General features: G+C 70.2%; 15 protein-coding genes. 7 read left to right on the top strand and 8 right to left on the bottom strand.

Features of this window, described 5'->3' with window-relative positions; translation table 11 throughout:
* Window positions 1–131: 131 nt before the first annotated feature.
* Complete coding sequence (locus tag OG700_RS25480; protein ID WP_405617348.1) at window positions 132–587, top strand: Rv3235 family protein; 456 nt, start codon at window positions 132–134, stop codon at window positions 585–587.
* Between the two features lie 439 nt (window positions 588–1,026).
* Here OG700_RS25480 and secA read toward each other — a convergent pair whose 3' ends face one another.
* Window positions 1,027–3,864, bottom strand: coding sequence for a preprotein translocase subunit SecA (secA, locus tag OG700_RS25475; RefSeq protein ID WP_405617347.1), 2,838 nt, complete (start codon window positions 3,862–3,864; stop codon window positions 1,027–1,029).
* Window positions 3,865–4,104: 240 nt separating this feature from the next.
* On the opposite strand from secA, the gene OG700_RS25470 reads away from it, so the two are divergent.
* Complete coding sequence (locus tag OG700_RS25470) at window positions 4,105–4,710, top strand: GNAT family N-acetyltransferase (protein ID WP_405617346.1); 606 nt, start codon at window positions 4,105–4,107, stop codon at window positions 4,708–4,710.
* Between the two features lie 78 nt (window positions 4,711–4,788).
* Window positions 4,789–5,979, top strand: coding sequence for a winged helix-turn-helix domain-containing protein (locus tag OG700_RS25465; RefSeq protein ID WP_405617345.1), 1,191 nt, complete (start codon window positions 4,789–4,791; stop codon window positions 5,977–5,979).
* Between the two features lie 9 nt (window positions 5,980–5,988).
* On the opposite strand, the gene OG700_RS25460 is transcribed toward OG700_RS25465, so the two are convergent.
* From OG700_RS25460 to mtnA, 7 genes are all read right to left on the bottom strand, one after another.
* Complete coding sequence (locus OG700_RS25460) at window positions 5,989–6,750, bottom strand: response regulator (RefSeq protein ID WP_405617344.1); 762 nt, start codon at window positions 6,748–6,750, stop codon at window positions 5,989–5,991.
* Window positions 6,751–6,943: 193 nt separating this feature from the next.
* Window positions 6,944–7,633: a ribosome hibernation-promoting factor, HPF/YfiA family gene (hpf, locus tag OG700_RS25455; RefSeq protein ID WP_405617343.1), complete on the bottom strand. Its 690-nt coding sequence runs from the start codon at window positions 7,631–7,633 to the stop codon at window positions 6,944–6,946.
* Window positions 7,634–7,950: 317 nt separating this feature from the next.
* A complete protein-coding gene (locus OG700_RS25450) occupies window positions 7,951–8,673 on the bottom strand; it encodes a ComF family protein (RefSeq protein WP_405617342.1) in 723 nt (240 codons plus the stop codon).
* Window positions 8,674–8,815: 142 nt separating this feature from the next.
* Complete coding sequence (locus OG700_RS25445) at window positions 8,816–10,666, bottom strand: LpqB family beta-propeller domain-containing protein (protein ID WP_405617341.1); 1,851 nt, start codon at window positions 10,664–10,666, stop codon at window positions 8,816–8,818.
* Entirely contained in the window at window positions 10,656–12,743 is a 2,088-nt protein-coding gene (mtrB, locus tag OG700_RS25440; RefSeq protein ID WP_405617340.1) for an MtrAB system histidine kinase MtrB, read from the bottom strand. Before mtrB ends, OG700_RS25445 begins: the two co-directional genes overlap by 11 nt.
* A 1-nt stretch (window position 12,744) precedes the next feature.
* A complete protein-coding gene (gene mtrA / locus OG700_RS25435) occupies window positions 12,745–13,422 on the bottom strand; it encodes a two-component system response regulator MtrA (protein ID WP_005486885.1) in 678 nt (225 codons plus the stop codon).
* A 246-nt stretch (window positions 13,423–13,668) separates the two neighbouring features.
* Window positions 13,669–14,817, bottom strand: a complete 1,149-nt coding sequence (mtnA, locus tag OG700_RS25430; protein ID WP_405617338.1) for an S-methyl-5-thioribose-1-phosphate isomerase — start codon at window positions 14,815–14,817, stop codon at window positions 13,669–13,671.
* Between the two features lie 183 nt (window positions 14,818–15,000).
* Between mtnA and OG700_RS25425 the strand changes: the two genes are divergently transcribed.
* The 4 genes from OG700_RS25425 to OG700_RS25410 are packed head-to-tail and all read left to right on the top strand — an operon-like array spanning window position 15,001 to window position 19,226.
* The gene (locus OG700_RS25425) at window positions 15,001–16,248 is read left to right on the top strand and encodes a hypothetical protein (RefSeq protein WP_405617337.1); all 1,248 of its coding nucleotides are present in this window, start codon (window positions 15,001–15,003) and stop codon (window positions 16,246–16,248) included.
* A 4-nt stretch (window positions 16,249–16,252) separates the two neighbouring features.
* Complete coding sequence (locus tag OG700_RS25420; protein WP_405617336.1) at window positions 16,253–16,942, top strand: DUF4129 domain-containing protein; 690 nt, start codon at window positions 16,253–16,255, stop codon at window positions 16,940–16,942.
* The gene (locus tag OG700_RS25415) at window positions 16,939–18,246 is read left to right on the top strand and encodes a DUF4350 domain-containing protein (RefSeq protein WP_405617335.1); all 1,308 of its coding nucleotides are present in this window, start codon (window positions 16,939–16,941) and stop codon (window positions 18,244–18,246) included. Before OG700_RS25420 ends, OG700_RS25415 begins: the two co-directional genes overlap by 4 nt.
* Window positions 18,243–19,226, top strand: a complete 984-nt coding sequence (locus OG700_RS25410; protein ID WP_405617334.1) for an AAA family ATPase — start codon at window positions 18,243–18,245, stop codon at window positions 19,224–19,226. The genes OG700_RS25415 and OG700_RS25410 overlap by 4 nt, the downstream gene beginning before the upstream one ends.
* Window positions 19,227–19,228 lie beyond the last annotated feature (2 nt).

Genomic DNA, 19,228 nt, shown 5'->3' with positions numbered 1-19,228 from the left:
ACATCCGACGCACGCGTCACCCCGGAATCCGGACCTTGCGACGGCACCGGATCACCCGTAGAAGATCCCCAACACAAGTTACCGCCCGGTAATGCGATGCGGACCGGGTCGGCGGAACGGGGGCGAGCTGCGTGAGCGGTACCGAAACCAGCAGGACGTACGACAGGGCGGCGGCACGAACGGTCGCCACCACCCGGCCACCGGCCAGGCGCGACCCACGCAGGCCGGGCCGGGTGGTCTCCCAGCGCCACCGGCCCTGGCTCCAGCCGCACGAACGCTTCGCGGAACAACTGCTCGCCGTCCTCAGCGGCCTGCGCCCGGTCCACTCGATGCTGGGCCAGACGGTCGGCGAGGCCTACGACCAACTCGTCCACCTGGCCCCGACAACCCCGCTCCGCGCCCGCAACACCACCCCGGTGATCCGCACCTGCCGGAGCTTCCACCCCCGCCCCGGAGCGGTCGAGGCATGGGCCAGCATCGCGGCGGGCGACCAGATCCGCGCGATGGCCTTCCGCCTCGAACAGGGCCCCGACCTCCGCTGGCGCTGCGCGGCGGTAGAGGTGGCCCCCCGCCGCCCCCCGGGGTAACCGACCCACCCCTCACCGCCGGCCACCGATCAAGCCCGCCCGGCGCTTGAGGACACACCCACCACCGCGGGCCGCTTCCCAACCGCCCCACACCCACCAAGCCCGCCGGACGGGCCATCTGAGCCCGTCCGGCGCTTGAGGACGCCACCCACCGACCGAACCCTTCCCAACCCACCCGCAGCCCACCCAAGCCCGTCCGGCGATTGAGGACACACCCACCACCGCGAGCCGACCCATTCCAACCCGCCTGCGGCCCAATGAAGCCTGTCCGGCGATTGAGGACAACCCACCCACCGGGCCGGCCCTTTCCAGCCCGTCCGGCGCTTGAGGACGAACCGGCCACCGGACGGCCCCGGCAACCCATCCCGCCCACAGACAACGGCGGCCAGGCCCAGACACAACGTGTCCGAACCCGGCCGCCGTCAAAGGTTCCGCCGGCTTACTTCTTGCGCCGCCGCCCCCCACCCTTCTGCGCCTTCCGACGCTCCGCGCGAGTCGTCCCCGCCCCCGCCTCCGTACGGTCCGCCCCGCCGTTGCTCTCGAAGTCGCCCTCGACGACGCCGCCCTCACCGTCAACCGTCGGCGCGGAGAAGTGCAGCCGGTCGCGCCGCTGCGGAGCCTCCAGGCCCTTCGCCCGGATCTCCGGACGCGCGCCACCGGCACGCGCGCCCGCGCCCGCCGGCGCGTCCGCCTTCGCCAGCGACGTACGCTCCGCCGCGTCCTGCACCGGGACTTCCTCGACCTGCTGCTCGACCTGGACCTCCAGGTTGAACAGGTAGCCGACGGACTCCTCCTTGATGCCCTCCATCATGGCGGTGAACATGTCGAAGCCCTCGCGCTGGTACTCGACCAGCGGGTCCTTCTGCGCCATGGCGCGCAGGCCGATGCCCTCCTGGAGATAGTCCATCTCGTAGAGGTGCTCACGCCACTTGCGGTCGAGCACGGACAGCACCACGCGCCGCTCCAGCTCGCGCATCACGTCCGGGCCCAGCGACTTCTCGCGCTCGTCGTACTGCTCGTGCGCGTCGTCCTTGATGGACTCGGCGATGAACTCCGCCGTGATACCGGCCCGGTCGCCGGTCGCCTCCTCCAGGTCGTCGACGGTGACCTTCACCGGGTAGAGCTGCTTGAAGGCGCCCCACAGCCGGTCCAGGTCCCACTCCTCGGCGAAGCCCTCCGCCGTCTCCTGGCGGATGTAGTCGTCGATGGTGTCGTCCATGAAGTGCCGGATCTGCTCCTGGAGGTCCTCGCCCTCCAGGACCCGGCGGCGCTCGCCGTAGATGACCTGACGCTGCCGGTTGAGCACCTCGTCGTACTTCAGGACGTTCTTACGCGTCTCGAAGTTCTGCTGCTCCACCTGCGACTGCGCCGAGGCGATGGCACGGGTGACCATCTTGTTCTCGATCGGGACGTCGTCGGGGACGTTCGCCATCGACATGACGCGCTCGACCATCTGCGCCTTGAACAGGCGCATCAGGTCGTCGCCCAGCGACAGGTAGAAGCGGGACTCGCCCGGGTCGCCCTGACGGCCGGAACGGCCACGCAGCTGGTTGTCGATCCGGCGCGACTCGTGGCGCTCCGTACCGAGGACGTACAGCCCGCCGAGGTCCACCACCTCGTCGAACTCCGCCTTCACCGCCTGCTCGGCCTTCTCCATCGCGGCGGGCAGCGCGGCGGCCCACTCCTCGACGTGCTCCACCGGGTCGAGCCCGCGCTGACGCAGCTCCGCCTCGGCGAGGTCGTCGGGGTTGCCGCCGAGCTTGATGTCCGTACCACGGCCGGCCATGTTCGTGGCGACGGTCACCGCGCCCTTGCGCCCGGCCTGGGCGATGATCGGCGCCTCACGGTCGTGCTGCTTGGCGTTCAGCACCTCGTGCTGCACGCCCCGCTTCGAGAGCTGCTGCGACAGGTACTCGGACTTCTCCACGGAGGTCGTGCCGACCAGGATCGGCTGGCCCTTCTCGTGCTTCTCGGCGATGTCGTCGACGACCGCCGCGAACTTCGCGACCTCGGTGCGGTAGATCAGGTCGGGCTGGTTGACCCGGACCATCGGCCGGTTCGTCGGGATGGGTACGACGCCCAGCTTGTAGATCTGCTGGAACTCGGCGGCCTCGGTCATGGCCGTACCGGTCATGCCCGACAGCTTGTCGTAGAGGCGGAAGAAGTTCTGGAGGGTGATCGTGGCGAGCGTCTGGTTCTCGTCCTTGATGTCCACCCCTTCCTTCGCCTCGATCGCCTGGTGCATGCCCTCGTTGTAGCGGCGGCCCGCGAGGATACGGCCCGTGTGCTCGTCGACGATCATGACTTCGCCGTCGATGACGACGTAGTCCTTGTCGTTCTTGAAGAGTTCCTTGGCCTTGATCGCGTTGTTCAGATAACCGACGAGGGGCGTGTTCACCGACTCGTAGAGGTTGTCGATGCCCAGCCAGTCCTCGACCTTCGCGACCCCGGACTCATGGATGGCGACGGTGCGCTTCTTCTCGTCGACCTCGTAGTCGCCGGTCTCCTCGATGCCCTTGAGCTGGTTGCCCGCCTCGCCCTTGGTGAGCCGGGTCACCAGCTTGGCGAAGTCGCCGTACCACTTCGTGGCCTGGTCGGCGGGACCGGAGATGATCAGCGGCGTACGGGCCTCGTCGACCAGGATCGAGTCGACCTCGTCCACGACCGCGAAGTTGTGACCGCGCTGGACGAGCTCGTCCTGGGACCACGCCATGTTGTCGCGGAGGTAGTCGAAGCCGAACTCGTTGTTCGTGCCGTACGTGATGTCGTTGTTGTACTGCTCACGGCGCTGCGCGGGCGACATGTTGGCGAGGATGCAGCCGACGGAGAGGCCCAGGAACTTGTGGACCCGGCCCATCATCTCGGAGTCGCGCTCGGCCAGGTAGTCGTTGACCGTGATCACGTGAACGCCCTTGCCGGACAGCGCGTTCAGGTAACAGGGCAGCGTGCCGACGAGAGTCTTGCCCTCACCGGTCTTCATCTCGGCGACATGGCCGAGGTGCAGCGCGGCGCCGCCCATCAACTGAACGTCGTAGGGGCGCTGGCCGAGAACCCGCTTGGCCGCCTCCCGGACGGTCGCGAAGGCCTCGGGGAGCAGGTCGTCAAGGGTCTCACCGTCGGCATAACGCTGCTTGTACTCGTCGGTGAGGGCCTGCAACTCGGCGTCGGAGAGGGCGGTGAAGTCCTCTTCGATGGAGTTGACCTGGTCCGCGATGCGGTGCAGTTTGCGCAGGATCTTGCCTTCGCCTGCACGCATGAGCTTGTTGAAGACGGACACTGAGGTTGGTCTCCTTGCCGGTCGGGCCTGGCACTGGGTTCTGGTGAGGGACAGTGGCGCGGGCGCGGCAGGCCGACCCCACCGCAACGGCCATCGTAAGCGAGGACCCGGCCGCCTCGGGAGGTCCACGTGACGCCGGCCTGCTGTCACCCGCAATGAGAACGCTCAGGACGCGCGGAAGGTGCCGGTGAAGGATGAAAAGCGCTCGCGCCGGGGAGTGCCCGTCACCAGAATCCCCCCATGGAGCCCCTCACGCCCGCGGCGGCCTCGCCGGACCCCTCGACCACCTTCCTGATCACCGAGCGCCTGCGGCTGCGGCCCCTGAACCCGGACGACATCGAGGCGGTGTACGCGGCCTGTCAGGATCCCGACGTCCAGCGGTGGACGACGATCCCCTCTCCGTACGAAAGGCAGCACGCCGAACACTTCATCGAGCGCTTCGTCCCGGAGATGTGGCGGGCCGGGAGCAACTTCGTCTTCGGCGTCGAGCCGGTCGGCGGCGGCCCGCTGCTGGCCTCGCTGAACGCCCACAACCAGACGGGTGTGTGGGAGGTCGGCTACTGGACGGTCAAGGAACACCGCGGCCGGGGCTACACGACGGAGGCGCTGCGCGCCCTGACCCGCTGGATGTTCACGGAGCTGGGCGCCGACCGCGTCGAGTGGCGGGCCGAGGTCGGCAACGAGGGCTCGCGTGCCGTCGCGCTGAAGGCCGGTTTCGTGCTGGAGGGCACCCTGCGCGGCGCCCTGCTCACCAGGGGGACGACGCGTGACACCTGGATCGGCGCGCTCCTGCCCTCCGATCTCGGCCTGCCGTCCCGGCACCCGTATCTGCCCCCGCGCCCCTGACGCGGCGGTCGGCGGCGGTCACCAGCGGCGGTCAACGGCCCCGGTCCGCTGTCAGTGCCGCCGACTATCGTTCGGGGCATGACCACTGTGCCGCCCGCCGCCGCCGAGCTGTCCGCCGACGAAGCCCGCCGCATCGCTCTGCGCGCCCAGGGGTTCCTCGGCGCCCCCGACCGCCGGGGCGGTGTGCGCGGCGTGCTGCGCCATCTCGGGGCCGTCCAGCTGGACACGATCTCGGTGCTCGCGCGCTCGCACGAGCTGATTCCGTACGCACGGCTGGGCGCCGTGGGCCGCCGGACGGTCGAGGAGGCGTACTGGACGCCGGCGGCCACCGAAGGCGCCCCGCCCCGGCCGCACGCCTTCGAGTACTGGTCGCACGCCGCCTGCATCCTCCCGGTCGAGGAGTGGCCGCATTTCGCCTTCCGTCGCCGTGCCTACCGCGCCCGCCCGCACTGGCACCACGAGCTGTCGGGCGGGGCGTACGAAGCGGTGATCAAGCAGTTGCGGGCCGAAGGCCCGCTCACGGCCACCGAGTTGGGCGGCGCCAAGAACGGCGGCGAGTGGTGGGACTGGTCCGAGGCGAAGGTCGCCGTCGAGCGGGCGCTGATGCACGGCGAGGTGGTGTGCACGGAGCGCCGGAGCTGGAAGCGGGTCTACGACCTGGCGGAGCGCGCCATTCCCGACGAGGTGCTGCACGACGATCTGGACGACGCCGAATGTCTGCGCCGACTCGTACGGCTGGCGGGCCGGTCGCTCGGTGTGGGCACCCGCTCCGACATCGGGGACTACCACCGCATCAAGGGCGAGCAGGTCGACGCGGTGATCGCGGACTCGGGGCTGGTGCCGGTGACGGTCGAGGGCTGGGCGAAGCCCGCCTGGGCCGATCCCGAGGCGCTGGCGAGCGTTCCGCGCGGCCGGCACCGTACGACCCTGCTCTCGCCGTTCGACTCGCTCATCTGGGAGCGTGCCCGCACCGAGCGGATCTTCGGCTTCGCGCACCGCCTGGAGGCGTACGTCCCCAAGCCCAAGCGGATCCACGGGTACTTCGCGATGCCCCTGCTGTCGGGCGGGAAGCTGCTCGGCCGCGTCGACCCGGCACGCGAGGGCAGCACGCTCGTCGCCCGGCAGGTGTCGCTGAACACCCTCACCGCCGTCGAGCCGATGGCACGGGCGCTGCGGGAGGCCGCCGAGTGGGTGGGCTGCGACTCCGTACGGATCGAGCGCGCCGACCGCCCCGAAGTGGCGGCGGCCCTGACGCGGGCCGTCAACTGATCGCGGGCGTCACCTGATTTCGAGGATCTTCTCCCGCATCGCGTAGACCACGGCCTCCATCCGGGAGTGCAGCTGCAACTTCTCCAGAATGTTGCGGACATGGTTCTTCACGGTGTTCTCGGAGATGAACAACTCCTTGGCGATATCACGGTTGTTCATTCCCGTGGCGACCAGTTTGAGGACTTCGAGCTCGCGGTCGGTGAGCTTCGGCGCCGGCACGAGCCTGCGCTCGTCGGTGCGCTGAATCATCGACTTGAACTCGGTCAGGAGCTTGGAGGCCATGGAAGGGCTGATTTGCGACTGTCCGTCGGCCACGGCGCGAATCGCGGTGGCCACCTCGTCCGTCGAAATCTCCTTGAGGAGATAGCCGGTGGCGCCCGCCTTGATCGCGTCGTAGAGATCGGCCTCCTCGTCGCTGATCGTCAGCATGATGATCTTGGCGCTGGGAGCCACCTCCTTGATGGAGGTGCAGGCCTCGATGCCACCGCGCTTGGGCATCCGGACATCCATCAGCACGATGTCGGGAAGCAGGTCGGCGGCCTTGTCGACGGCCTCCGCGCCGTCTCCGGCCTCTCCCACCACCTGGATGTCCTCCTCCTGGGCGAGGACGATCTCCAGCCCCCGGCGGAAGAGGGCGTGGTCGTCCACGACAAGGACCCTGATCGGCTCCTTGCCCGGGTCGTCCGGGTCCGCACCGGTGTCCGGTGCGGTGCGGCCGGTCATACCGCCGGCACCGTGCGCGTGGTGCACCGGCCCGAAGCTGTCCGCCATCGTTCCTCCCCCTGAAGGCCATGGGCCGAAGTACATGCGAGCTACACCAACCCCAGGTCAGGGACCGGGGGTTGGCGTGCGTGGCCATGATTTCATGCCCGGCCGACAGAGCGGTGATCCTGTGGTCGCGCGGTGGTGCCCCCGCGGCCGGATCGGACACTGCGGGGGCACCACCGAGGGGGCGTGTTCTCTCTCAGCCGCCGAGCGCGCCGCCCGCGCCCGCGGCCTCGGACTCGGCCAGTTGGTCGGTCCTGAGGTGGATGACGCCGTAGTCGTAGGCGTGCCGTCGGTAGACGACGCTTGGCTCCTTGGTCTCGGAGTCCACGAACAGATAGAAGTCGTGTCCGACCAACTCCATCTCGTAGAGCGCCTGGTCGAGGGTCATCAGGGCGGCGGTGTGCGTCTTCTCGCGGACCACCAGCGGTCCTTCGCCCTGCACCTCCAGCGAGCCGATCCTCGTGGTGGGCACGCCGTTCGGCGACTCACTCACGGGGGCGGGGCCCGATCCGTTCAACTGGGCGACACCGGGAACGACGTCGACGACCTCGGCGGCCGAAAGCCTGCCGACGCCACGGCGGTTGTGGCGCTTCTCGTGCTGCCTGCGCAGCCGCGCCTCCAACTTCCCGGTGGCCAGATCGAGCGCCGCGTACGGGTCGGCGGCGGCGGCTTCCGCCCTGATGACGGGACCGCGGGAGTGAAGCGTGATCTCCACCCGGTCGCTGCGGTCCGCCTGACGCGGGTTGTGTTCCTTGGACACCTCGACGTCGAGGCTGATCACCTTGCCGTCGAGCTTCTGGATCTTCTCCAGCTTCAGCTTCTCGGCCACGTGCTTCCGGAACCGCTCGGGTACCTCTGTCTTGCGGCCCTTGACGACGATGTCCACGCAGAACTCCGTTCCGGATTTCGCTCCGCCGCGTTGCGGAGCTACTCCCTCTTGCACCCGACCCCGATGGTCACCGAGGCCTCGGACTTGGTGACTTTCACCTCCTCCTCCCCCGTCGGCAAGATCTCCATTCCCCTCGACTTCGAGGTTCTGGAAAACGCTCCCGCACGCCGCTGCGTCTATCCGTGAGGTCCGGCTTTCGCTTTCCTCACAACCGAACATAGCTCTCTTGGACGGGTGTCGGCACCCGCTACCCGTGCGTACGTCCGTTCCGGTGTTTTACGACCGTTACTACCTGCAACGAAGCAACCTCGCGATCAGTTCCGGTTTATTTCGAAAGACAGCGGCGGTGCGGCCACCACGGCGGCGCTCACCTGTACGAATGCGGGGTACCCCGGCCTTGTCGCGGCATGCATCGCCCGCGACGCCTCGACGAGCGAGGCGCCGGTCGTCATGAGATCGTCCACCAGCACCACCCTGCCGCCCTCCAGAAGCCCCGCGCCCCCGACGGCGACCTCCAGGGCTCCGGCGAGATTGGCGAGCCTCTGACGGGCGCCCAGGCCCGCCTGGTCGGCCACCGCACGCCGCTGCCGCAGCACGGGAAGCACCCGGGCCGACCGTCCCGCCCGCCGCAGCTCCCCGGCCGCCGCCAGGGCGATACGGCGGGCGGCGTCATGTCCCCGCGCACCGACGGCGCGCTTCGTCGACGGAACCGGCACGAGCATCAGCGGGCCGACACCGGTGCCCGGCGGAACAGCGGCCTGCACGGCCCCGGCCAGCGCCCTGCCCAGGGGCGCGGCCAGCCCGAGGGCGCCACGCTCCTTGTGCGCCAGCAGCACGGCCCGTACGGCGTCCTCGTACGGAGCCGCGGCGTGCACCACCGGCAGCCCCACGGGCTCGGGAACCGGCCGCACCCGGCACGGCCACGTCCCGTACAACGCCCTTCCGCACGCGTCGCACAACGGCGTCCTGGGACTCCCGCAGCCGCCGCAGGCGACCGGCAGTACCAGCCCGGTGATTTCTCGCCACCACCCCCGCATGTCACCCACTGTGCCAATGACTCGGACCTCCGGCCACCCCTGTGGATAACCCGGATCGACATCCGGCCCGAATGCCATCGGCCAGGCCTCGACCGGGGCCGGCCTCCCAGGTTCTGTCCGGCCGGATCCAAACGACAGGCCCTTAGCCCGGATAGACCGGTGACGAGCCCTCTTTCACCATCGTCTGCCAGTTCGCACCGGTCGGCAGCCGCACGATGCCCGCGTCGTCCGAGTCGGCCACCAGCGGCTGCTGTTCGTCGTCGGCGGCGGCGATCCCGGTGACCTGGTTCAGACCGGGCAGCACACCCGCCGCCGACGTCGAACCGTCCGTCTGGATATAGCTCACCTGCTGCACCCCGCCGGCCTCCTTGCCCACCACGACGAGCCTGCTGGGCCCCGCCCACGACACGGCTGTCACCGTCTCCATACGAGGCGCCACGGCCTTCAGTTCCGTCACGGACGCCGTCTGCTCCCCGGCCGGCCCGCGACGCTCCACCCGGCCGATCTGAAGGGTCGTACGTTCCCCCTCGGTGAGCAGCAGCGCCACCCGCACCCCGTCGGCGGACACCCGCAGCGCCTCGATACGCGCGTCGCCGAGTCCGTCGACGGTGACCTCCCAGGGCGCGTCGGCACCGTCGGCCAGACGCAGCAGCCGGGGCTGCCTCGGGTCGCGGTCCGCTATCCACAGATCGCCGTTCCCGTCCCAACTCGGCGCCGACAGCCGGTCGTCCTTCTTCTCCGCCTTGCTGACGACCAGGGGGGCGCCCACCTCGCCCGCCGAGATGACGGACCCGACGTACATGGACTTCCCGTCCTGCGAGACACCCGCCGCGTGCTTCTCGTCCCGCGCGACGGCGACCTGGCCCAAGGGCATCGTGCCGTCGCCGAACGGGCCCCGCACGCGCGACGGATCGATCGGCTCCTTGCTGCTCGCCGACAGCTGTGCGAGCCGGCCCTTCGCGTCGATGAAGTACGCGCTGTCCGCGCTGCCCGACGTGCGGTCGGCGGCGAACTCCTCCGCCTCGTCGCCGCTCAGCACGCACAGCGAGGAGCCGTCCTGCCTCAGCAGCTCGACCTGTTCGCCTCGGGTGGACGTCAAGTCGCGGAGGGTGAAGAGCAGTTGCGCCGCCATCTTGCGGCACTGCTCACGCCCGACGTTGTCGACCTTCGCGTTGAGCGGCACCTTCAGGGCGTTCCGGTCGTCGAATTCGAGCGTGCGGGTGCCGCGCTTCAGCTCCGTACCGGTCGGGAAGGGCGAGTCGACCACGGGCCGCATCCAGTCCGTCGGGCCGTCGAGCAGCACCTTGACCGCCTGAGTGACCGGGTCCATTCGCGTCACCGGGTCTATGCGCTGCCGGATGTAGACGGGGTCGGCGACGAGCCAGCCCTGCCCGGAGGCGAAGTAATACTTGTTCACGGCGCGGTAGTTGCGCTGGAAGTCCGACTCGCCGAGCACGAGTCCCTGCGGCAGGTCGTCGATGCGCCACTCCTTGCCGTCCAGCACCTTCTCCTGGACGAGATGGATGGCACGGTTGTACGGCTCCGGCGCCACCGGCTGGTACGCGTGCCCGGCGTCGACCGCGGCGATCTGCTCGCCGTACAGCAGGTAGCTGAGGCCGGGGCCGTCAGGACCGGTCGGCCCCTGGGGATCGGCCGGGTCGGGCGCGGCGGCCAGCACCGTCGTACGGTCCGCCGGCTGCCAGCCCCGCGATGCCTGCTTCGTCAAATACTTCCTGGCCACCGCGAAGTCGGGGTCGTCACTGGTCATCGCCTCCAGGAAGCCGTCGACGATCTCGTTCGGATCGGCCCCCTCGGCGGGAGCGACGGGATACACCCGCACCTGGGAGTCGCCGCGCGGGGACGCCTTGACGGGCTCGACGTCCCCGCTGTCGGGGATCGACGCACAGCCGGCCAGCAGCAGGGCTCCACACCCCCACGCGACGGGCAGCCGCACCGTACGTCCCCGGCCGTGACGAAGGCGGTCAGCGCCCACGAGTCGTGTCCTCCCGCTCCGGTGCCTGGGGCGCGGACGCGACCACGGAGGCAGTTGACGATGGCGTACTCGATGACCGTGGCGGTTGCGAGGACGTGCCGGGGCCCCGTTCCACGGGCTCCCCGGTGGTACGCGGCACCACCCGGGACCCGTTGCCGGGCAGCGCCGTCGGGTCGACCACCCCCGCGGGTGGTGGCACCGGAGCCCGGGGCGGCACCGGGAGCGACGACCCGGACGCCGACTGGGAGGGCACGCTCGTCAACCGGTGCGCGCTCTCCTTCGGTTCCCCGAAGACGGAACGCTCCCGGCCGCGCCGCGAGTCCTCCGGCTCCAGTGGTATCGGCGAGCCCCGCAGCGGCTCGTCGGCGGTACGCGGCAGCGTCAGCCGGAACTGCGACCCGCCGCCCGGCTCACCCCACGCCTGGAGCCAGCCGCCGTGCAGACGCGCGTCCTCGACGGCGATCGACAGGCCGAGGCCCGTACCACCGGTGGTCCGCGCCCGCGCCGGATCCGCCCGCCAGAACCGGTTGAAGACCCGGGTCGCCTCGCCGGGCTTCAGGCCCACCCCGTAGTCGCGTACGGCCACGGCGACGGCTCCGCCCGCCACCGCCATCCGCACCACCACGTCCCGCCCCTCGCCGTGCTCCACGGCGTTGACGACCAGATTGCGCAGCACCCGCTCCACGCGCCGGGCATCGGCCTCGGCGACGACCGGCTGCTCGTCCCCCATGACCCGGATCCGGGTGCCCTTGCGCTCGGCGAGCGGTTCGGCCCCGCCGATCACGCGGCGTACAACCACCCGCAGGTCTATGGGCTCGGCCTCCAGAGCCGCCGCACCGGCGTCGAACCGGCTGATCTCCAGCAGGTCCGAGAGCAGGGACTCGAAACGGTCGAGCTGGTCGCCCAGCAGCTCCGCCGAGCGCGCGGTGACGGGGTCGAAGTCGACACGCGCCTCATGGATGACGTCGGCGGCCATCCGGACGGTGGTCAGCGGGGTGCGCAACTCGTGCGAGACGTCCGACACGAAGCGGCGCTGCATCCTGGAGAGCTCCTCCAACTGCTGGATCTTGAGCTGAAGATTCTGGGCCATCTTGTTGAAGGCTTCACCGAGGCGGGCGATGTCGTCCTCGCCGGTGACCTTCATGCGTTCCTGGAGCCGGCCGGTGGAGAGCCGTTCCGCGATCCCCGCGGCCATCCGTACGGGCGTCACGACCTGCCGTACGACGAGCCAGGCGATGGCCCCGAGCAGCACGACGACGAACAGTCCCGCCGTCGCGAGGGTGCCCTTGACCAGATTGAGCGACTGCTCCTCCTGCGTCAGGGGGAACAGGTAGTACAGCTCGTAGGAGTTGCCGTCGACATCGGTCAGCCGCTTGCCGACCACCAGTCCGGACTCGGACTCTCGTCCGTCCGTGTACTGGATCAGGGTGTACCGCTGGAACGTCCCGGTGCCCTTGGTGACGGCCGACCGCAGATCCGCGGGAACGCTCGCGATGTGGTCCACGCCGCCGGAGGCGCGCGGGAAGCGGCTGCTGGAGCCCGCGCCGTTCTCGTCGGCGCTCAGCGCCACCACGTTGAACGCGCTCTGGCCTCCACTGGCCAGCTGTACGACCAGGTCGGAGCGCCAGTTCACGGAGTTGCGGCTCGATTTGCCGTCCCCCGCCCCGCCGTCCTGGCCACCGGGCTCGATCGGCGCGTCGGCCTTCTCCTTGGCGACGGTGAAACCACCGGCCGCCTGGCTCTGGGCCGCCTTCTCCTTGGCGTCGAGCAGGCCGTTGCGGACCTGCCCGATCACGACGAAACCCAGCAGCAGTACGACGCCCAGCGACATCAGCAGCGTGGTGGTGACCACCCTGAGCTGAATGTTCCGCCGCCACAGCCGCACGGCGGGCAGCACCGGACGCCTGGCCCAGCGCACGACGAGCCGCAGTACGGGACCGCCCGCCGCCCCGTCCTGGAGCAGCCGACCGCCCCGCAGAAGCCTGCCGAGGCGTGAGGCCCCACGGCCCCGGTCGGCGGTCCGCCCCGTACGGACTCCCGGCTCCCCGGGCTTCGGGGCGGTACTGCCGCTGGACATGTCAGCTCGGTCCGGCCTTGTAGCCGACACCGCGGACGGTCACGACGATCTCCGGGCGCTCCGGGTCCTTCTCGACCTTGGAGCGGAGCCGCTGGACATGCACATTGACCAGACGGGTGTCCGCCGCGTGACGGTAGCCCCACACCTGCTCCAGGAGCACCTCACGGGTGAAGACCTGCCACGGCTTGCGGGCCAGTGCGACCAGCAGGTCGAACTCCAGCGGTGTCAGGGCGATGGACTGCCCCTCACGCTTCACGGAGTGACCTGCCACGTCGATGACCAGATCGCCGATGGCCAACTGCTCCGGCGCCGGCTCCTCGGACCTGCGCAGCCGCGCCCTGATCCGGGCTACCAACTCCTTGGGCTTGAACGGCTTGACGATGTAGTCATCGGCACCCGATTCGAGCCCCACGACCACGTCGACCGTGTCGCTCTTGGCCGTCAGCATGACGATCGGCACACCCGACTCGGCCCTGATGAGCCGGCACACCTCGATACCGTCACGGCCCGGCAACATCAGATCCAGCAGCACCAGATCCGGCTTGGCCTCACGGAAAGCGGCGAGGGCCTTGTCGCCGTCCGCGACGAACGACGGCTCGAACCCTTCACCTCGCAGCACGATGCCGAGCATCTCGGCCAGTGCGGTGTCGTCATCGACGACAAGGACGCGTCCCTTCATATCGACATCATCCCATTTTCATTTCCGTTGCGTAGACTTGCGTGATCCAGCTCACTGACCTGGGACGACGTGGACGTGTGTCCTTCGTGGACCGTCGCGGTTCGTGTCTGTTGACGTCAACCACAGATGTCACACCCTGTCTCGTTGACCTGGTCCTCCGACAGGAACCATAGCGAGCCGTCCGCCCGGCGAACCCGACAGCGCCTCTCCCCCGTCCCTCTCTCCGCCCCTCGCGCACATGCCCCGTCAGCGCCTCGCCTCCTGTCGCGCCTGGGCACACAGCTCCGCGATCCCGTCCCGGGTGACCGGGGACAGCGCTCCGTACTCGGTGACCAACGCCGTCACCAGTTCCGGAGGCGTCACGTCGAAGGCCGGGTTGTACGCCTGTGTCCCCAGCGGTGCCACCGGCATTCCGCCGCCCACCGCGACCCCGGCCCCGGCCGCCTGTGGAGCCATCAGCTCGGTCACCTCCTGCCCCGGCCGCTGCTCCACCTCGATCGACGCACCGTCCGGGGTATCGAGGTCCAGCGTCGTGGTCGGCGCGACCACGACGAACGGCACATGGTGGTACTTCGCCTGCACCGCGAGCGGGTAGCTGCCCACCTTGTTCGCCACCGAGCCGTCCGCGGCGATCCGGTCCGCCCCGATGAGCACGGCGTCCACCTCGCCCGCCGCGAACAGCGAACCGGCGGCGTTGTCCGCGAGCAGCGTGTACGCCATCCCGCTACGAGCCGCTTCGTACGCCGTCAGCCGCGCCCCCTGGAGCAGCGGACGTGTCTCGTCCACCCACAGCCGCCTGAGCCGCCCCGCCCGATGCGCGGACAGCGCCACGGCGAAGGCCGTGCCCTCGCCGCCCGAAACCAGTGACCCGGTGTTGCAGTGGGTCAGGATCCGGTGGCTTCCGCCCGGCAGCAACTCATCGAGGAGCGCCAGCCCGGATGCCGCCATCAGAGCACTGGCCACGGCGTCCTCGCGGTGCAGCTTCTTCGCCTCCACCAGCGTGGCCACCGCCGCCTGCTCCTGATCGGCCCCGCCGACGATCGCCGCCCGGTGCACCCCCAGCGCCCGCCGCACCCCGTACCCAAGATTCACGGCGGTGGGCCGGGCACTCTCCAGCAGCGCCGCGGCCTCGTCGACGTCGTATCCACGGGTGGCCGCGAGAGCGACACCGTAGGCACCGGCGATGCCCAGGAGCGGCGCCCCGCGCACGGCGAGCGTCCGTATCGACTGGACCAGGGCCGGCACATCGGTGCAGACCAGCTCAGCCTCCTCGACCGGCAGTCTCGTCTGGTCGAGCAGGACCAGTACGGGCCCTTCCGGCAGCTCCTCCCAGCGCAGCGCGGGAGACATGGACGGCTCGGCCGCGGGCGGGGATGGTGCGTACGGATCAGTCATCCGCCCAGTCTGCCCGGTACCGCCGGGACTATGAAGACGAGAAGGAGATGGAGCACCCCGCCCACCAGCGGGCCACGCGTGGCACGATGGCTGCCAGCCTCCCGCTCTGCTTCGCAGACAGGCACCGTTGAAGCGCAGGCTCCCCGAGCCTGCCTCCGTAACCAATCCACGAGGTGGACGACCGTGAACGACACTCCGGGCTGGGCCTCGCCCGGATCTGCCCCGTCCGACGGCCAGGACGCGAGCGTGCCCCGGCCCGCCGCGCCCGCCGACGACACCGGCGCGCCCTCGGACTCCCCCTCGAAGTGGTCCAAGACCCAGCCGCCGGCCGGACAGTGGTCCGCGCCCAGCGCCCCCGCTCCTGTGCCGCCCGCGCCCAGGTCCGCGCCGGGCTGGGGCGGCCCCGGTCCCGGCGGACGGCACCCCGGCTGGGGACAGCCACCCCTCGCGGCCAAGCCCGGCGTCATCCCACTGCGCCCCCTGGGCGTGGGGGAGATCCTCGACGGTGCCGTGTCCACGCTGCGCGCCCACTGGCGCACCGTCCTCGGTGTCACCATCGTCGTCGCGGTCATCTCGCAGATCGGCAACATACTCGTCCAGCGCTATCTCCTGCCGGAGCCGGTGGACATCGACCCGAACGCGAGCCCGTCGGAAGCCCTGAACCAGGCCGTCGACGCGATGCAGTCCAGCCTCCTCGCACTGGCACCGTCCCTTTTCATCACCATCGTCGGCACGCTCTTCACCACGGCCGTACTGACCGTGGTCATCAGCCGATCCGTACTCGGCCGCAGCGTCACGCTGTCGGACGCCTGGGCCGAGGCCCGGCCCCGACTGCTGCAACTGCTCGGCCTGACCCTGCTGTTGCCCGTCATGGGCGCCCTTGTCGTGACCGTCGGCATCCTCCCGGGACTGCTGATCGGCTCCGGCGCCGGAATCGCCCTCACGATGCTCGGCGGGCTGGCCGCGGTCGTCCTGCTGATCTGGCTGATGGTCAGCTTCAGCCTCGCCTCGCCCGCCCTGATGCTCGAACGGCAGGGAATCGTGGCATCCATGCGCCGCTCCGCCAAGCTCGTGAAGGGCACCTGGTGGCGGATCTTCGGCATCCTGCTGCTGACGCTGCTGCTGACCTTCGTGGTCGACATGATCATCGCCGTGCCGTTCAGCCTCGCTGCCCTGGCCGTGGACGGCGAGGGCGTCCGCAGCCTGCTCTCCGACACCGCCCCGGACTTCGGCTGGCCGTTCCTGATCATCACCGGCATCGGCAGCGTGATCAGCACCTCCATCACCCTGCCGATCTCCGCGGGCGTCTCGGTGCTGCTCTACGTGGACCAGCGCATCCGCCGCGAAGCCCTCGACCTCGAACTCGCACGCGCCGCCGGCGTACCGGGCTACGGCTCCGAGCGGCCTGGCAACGACGCCCCCAGGGGCTGATGCGGTGTTCGGCACGGGGGGCACGGCAACGGCGTGGCTGGCGGCACGCACGAACGACGACATACCGGTGGACACCTCGCGCGTCCCGGCCCGTGAGGCGGCCGAGGACGAGCTGTCCAAGCCCATGTACCACGAGAACGACCCGAATCTGCTCCAGCGCGCGATGGACCGCTTCTGGGAGTGGATCGGAGACCTCTTCAACTCCGTTGCCGGCTCCGGAGTAGCGAGCCCGGTCGGGCTCGCCGTCATCGCATTGATTGTCGCGGCGCTCGGCGTCGCCCTCTGGTGGCGGCTCGGCACCCCCCAACGCACCACCCGCCCCAAGGACGCGCTCTTCGACTCCGGCCCACGCGGCGCGGCCGAACACCGCGCCAACGCGGAGGAACACGCCGCGGCCGAACGCTGGAACCAGGCCGTCCAGGAACGGATGCGCGCCATCGTCCGCTCCCTGGAGGAGCGCACGGTCCTCGACCCACGACCCGGCCGTACCGCCGACGAGGCCGCCGCCGACGCCGGCCGGTCACTCCCCGAGCACGCGACCGCACTGCGGGCCGCCGCCCGAGCCTTCGACGACGTCACGTACGGCGGACGCTCGGCGGACCGGCAGACATACCTGCGCCTGCGAGAGCTGGACCTCGGCCTGGAGAGCAGCAAACCCCAACTGAGCAGCGCCACCCAGGGAGCTGCCGAATGACCGGCACCGCGACGAACTCCCCGTCCCGGCCCGCGACCAGCGCCACGTCGATGTCGCCCAGCGCCCAGCAGGTCTGGAGGCGCGCCCGGGGGCTGCTGGTCGCACTCGCCATCCTCCTCGTGGCCGGGATCACCCTGGCGGCCGTACGCTCCGGCGACCAGCACGGCCGCCTCGACCCACGCTCCGCAGACCCTCTGGGCAGCCGCGCCGTGGCCGAACTGCTCAAGGACCGCGGCGTCTCCACCCGCGTCGTCACGACACTCGCCGAGGCGACCGAGGGGACCGGACCGGACACCACCCTGGTCGTCACCTCCCCCAACCTGCTGACCTTCCATCAACAGCGCACCCTGGAGAGCGCGACGGAGCGCTCCGGCGGTCGCACGGTCCTTCTGTCGGCAGGGCCACCCTCCGTCGACACCCTCGCCCCGGGCGTCACATCGGACACCGAGACATCGGTGGCCGCGCGTGCCCCCCGCTGCTCCCTGCCCGCCGCCCGCGCCGCGGGCGCCGTCGACATCGGCGGAGAACGCTACGCCACCGACTCGCCGAACAGCGACGCCTGCTACCCGGCCAACGGACTGCCGTCCCTTCTCAGGGTCGACACCTCGTCCGGCGGCGACACCGTGCTGCTCGGCTCCCCCGACCTCCTCTACAACGAGCGCTTCGCCAAACAGGGCAACGCCTCGCTGGCCCTTCAACTCCTCGGCTCCCGGCCTCATATCGTCTGGTACCTCCCCTCACTCAGTGATCCTTCCGCCACCGAATCCGCCACCGGCACCGGTAGTGGTAGCGATGGCAACGGCAGTGGCAGTGGCGACAACAGTGGTGACAGCGGCGGCAACAAGGAGGAACAGGACGGAGGAGGCAACGAGTCAAGCTTCCTTGACCTGATCCCCTCCGGCTGGCTCTGGGGCACTCTCCAACTCGCCCTCGCCGCCGTCCTCGCCGCCGCGTGGCGCTCCCGCCGGCTCGGCCCCGTCGTCGCCGAACGGCTTCCGGTCGCCATCCGCGCCTCCGAGGCCACCGAGGGCCGCGCCCGCCTCTACCGCAAGGCCAACGCCCGCGACCGTGCCGCCTCGGTCCTCCGTACGGAGACCCGTACCCGTCTCGCTTCCCTCCTCGGTGTCCCACCGTCCGAGGCCCACTCCCCGGAGGCCCTCGTCCCCGCCGTCTCCGCACAACTCCCCAACGACTCGCGGGATCCCCGCACGCTGCTCTTCGGCCCGGCGCCGGCCGACGATGCCGCTCTCATCCGCCTGACGGACCAACTCGACGCCCTCGAAAGAGAGGTACGCACCTCATGAGTGCCCCGACCCCCGTGACCGCTGAGAACTCGGACAGCGCCCGCGCCTCCCTGGAGGCCCTGCGCACCGAGATCGCGAAGGCCGTGGTCGGCCAGGACGCCGCCGTAACCGGACTCGTCGTCGCCCTGCTCTGCCGGGGCCACGTCCTCCTCGAAGGAGTCCCCGGCGTCGCGAAGACACTCCTGGTACGGGCCCTCGCCGCCTCTCTCGAACTGGACACCAAGCGCGTCCAGTTCACCCCCGACCTGATGCCGAGCGACGTCACAGGCTCCCTCGTCTACGACGCGCGAACAGCGGAGTTCTCCTTCCAGCCCGGTCCCGTCTTCACCAATCTGCTGCTCGCCGACGAGATCAACCGCACCCCGCCCAAGACCCAGTCGTCGCTGCTCGAAGCGATGGAGGAACGCCAAGTCACGATCGACGGAACGCCACGGATGCTCCCCGATCCGTTCCTGGTCGCCGCCACACAGAACCCGGTCGAGTACGAAGGCACTTACCCCCTCCCCGAAGCACAGCTCGACCGCTTCCTGTTGAAGCTGACAGTCCCCCTGCCGTCACGCGACGACGAGATCAGCGTCCTGACCCGCCACGCGGACGGCTTCAGCCCACGCGACCTCCAGGCGGCCGGCGTACGCCCTGTCGCAGGCCCCGCGGACCTCGAAGCGGCACGCGCCGCGGTCGCCAAGACCTCCGTCTCCCCGGAAATAGCGGGCTACGTCGTCGATATCTGCCGTGCCACTCGTCATTCCCCCTCGCTCTCCCTCGGCGTCTCCCCACGAGGCGCCACCGCTCTGCTCTCCACCGCCCGTGCCTGGGCCTGGCTCACCGGCCGCGACTACGTCACGCCGGACGATGTGAAGGCCCTGGCACTGCCCACCCTGCGACACCGCGTCCAACTCCGCCCCGAGGCGGAGATGGAAGGAGTCACCGCGGACTCCGTCATCACCGCGATCCTGGCCCATGTCCCCGTACCCCGATGAGG

The sequence above is a fragment of the Streptomyces sp. NBC_01508 genome (assembly GCF_045040315.1).
Taxonomy (GTDB): Bacteria; Actinomycetota; Actinomycetes; order Streptomycetales; family Streptomycetaceae; genus Streptomyces.
This window is presented reverse-complemented; position numbering and strand designations above follow the sequence as displayed.

Excerpts from the sequence above, each read along its gene's own strand:
- mtrB (WP_405617340.1), bottom strand. The coding sequence starts at position 12,743 with ATGTCCAGCGGCAGTACCGCCCCGAAGCCCGGGGAGCCGGGAGTCCGT.
- OG700_RS25450 (WP_405617342.1), bottom strand. The coding sequence starts at position 8,673 with ATGCGGGGGTGGTGGCGAGAAATCACCGGGCTGGTACTGCCGGTCGCC.
- OG700_RS25415 (WP_405617335.1), top strand. The coding sequence starts at position 16,939 with ATGACCGGCACCGCGACGAACTCCCCGTCCCGGCCCGCGACCAGCGCC.
- OG700_RS25410 (WP_405617334.1), top strand. The coding sequence starts at position 18,243 with ATGAGTGCCCCGACCCCCGTGACCGCTGAGAACTCGGACAGCGCCCGC.
- OG700_RS25465 (WP_405617345.1), top strand. The coding sequence starts at position 4,789 with ATGACCACTGTGCCGCCCGCCGCCGCCGAGCTGTCCGCCGACGAAGCC.
- OG700_RS25460 (WP_405617344.1), bottom strand. The coding sequence starts at position 6,750 with ATGGCGGACAGCTTCGGGCCGGTGCACCACGCGCACGGTGCCGGCGGT.
- OG700_RS25470 (WP_405617346.1), top strand. The coding sequence starts at position 4,105 with ATGGAGCCCCTCACGCCCGCGGCGGCCTCGCCGGACCCCTCGACCACC.
- mtnA (WP_405617338.1), bottom strand. The coding sequence starts at position 14,817 with ATGACTGATCCGTACGCACCATCCCCGCCCGCGGCCGAGCCGTCCATG.
- mtrA (WP_005486885.1), bottom strand. The coding sequence starts at position 13,422 with ATGAAGGGACGCGTCCTTGTCGTCGATGACGACACCGCACTGGCCGAG.